Below are 1434 nucleotides of genomic sequence, written 5' to 3' on the forward strand. Positions count from 1 at the left end.
TGCCATCAAATCCAGTTAAAAAGCTCCTCACCCCTGGGTCTAAGGCGATTGCTTTTTGAGGGATAGGGAAATTATCTTGGTCTGATTCAACGGCAAAGCTAATAAACCACCGACCTCGATCAATGCTAAGTATCGGCTCGTGAGTCATTTGCTCAGGGAGTGGTTCACTGCTAGTGAACGTTAATCCTTTGGTCTGTCTAGGATAAAAGACACCTTTGGAGAAATTAGACTTTTGGAATCGAATAGATTGGACTGGATCGCAGTACCGCCTAAACTTAGTATGACCACCAGATTTAATAGCAGCTTTGTGCGCTTCAAAAGCTTGAAACACTGCTAATTGTCTAGGGTTGTAGGGAGTTTGATTTACCCATTCAGGAACATCTAACATCACCTTTTTCCTGAGGTCATACTTCCCAATTTTTGTAGTTTTGAGGATGGCGATTGCTTTGTTGTAACACCATCTAGCTGCGTTAATCCAAGTTCTCCATTTAAGCTTCAGTTCAGTTCCCGGGTAAACTCGGATCTTCTTTGATAGCAGTTTTGTACTTCCTGAGACCGTAGAGTCGGCAACTGAAGACATGGACAATGGCGAGGATATCCTCCACCATCTCTCGCTCATAAGATAGGTCTGACTGGTTGAGAACCAAGATCTTACCACCGTTTTGCGTAACATACCATTCGATAAGTTCAAATCAGAATCGTGGCCTACGGTCTTTGTGTGGGACCACAACCAGGCTGATATCTCTTGACATGACCCGTCCCAATAAGGTTTTAAGACCTTTTCGCTTGTAGTTGAGTCCTCAGCCGATGTCAAAGATGATTTCTGCTTCCGGGAATTGCCCTTGGCAGAACGCCGCTTGCCTTTCGAGGTCGTCTTTTGGTTTTTTGCTTGAAACCCTGGCGTAGATGACGGCTGGCTTGTTTGGGACTTGTCCAACAACGGAGTCAACATCGTACCTCCGTTGATTACTTGGAGTTCTAATGGTTTTGATTTTTCCTGCTTGATCCCAGTATCGGAGTGTTCGCTCTGATACTCCAAGGATTTCGCAAGCCTTTCGGGGTGGAACATAACGCATCGGCGGTTAGTAATAATTGGCTTTCTATATACTCGTACCAGAGTCTGCCGATGAATCCCAGACACTGCCGGAAAAATAATCATCTATTAGCTACAGTCTGACCTCTAGCAAGCCAGACTCTTGAGATTGAGGTTGAGTGGACTCAGGATAGTCACAGTCCAAACCTTAACGTAAAGTTAACCAAAAGCCCACTTTGATTAACTTTACGTTAAGGATAAAAATAATGTTTTCTATTATTACTTATTCAGAGAATATTGTCAAGTTATGATCAGACTTTGCATAGAGGTTTGCAGCTCATGAGTCAGGTCAACTATAGCTTGTCGGATAAATTCTAGGGGCGGTTGGGCATGACTCATCG

General features: G+C 43.8%; 1 protein-coding gene and 1 pseudogene. Both read right to left on the reverse strand.

Going from position 1 to position 1434, the window contains the following annotated elements:
- Positions 1-619: helix-turn-helix domain-containing protein (locus F6K49_RS54090; protein ID WP_366514357.1), on the reverse strand; the 619-nt coding region annotated here is incomplete at its 3' end.
- Positions 501-1076: pseudogene (locus F6K49_RS48860) on the reverse strand (IS607 family transposase). The pseudogene F6K49_RS48860 and the gene F6K49_RS54090, both read right to left, overlap by 119 nt.
- Positions 1077-1434 lie beyond the last annotated feature (358 nt).

Source organism: Moorena sp. SIO3I6, assembly GCF_010672095.1.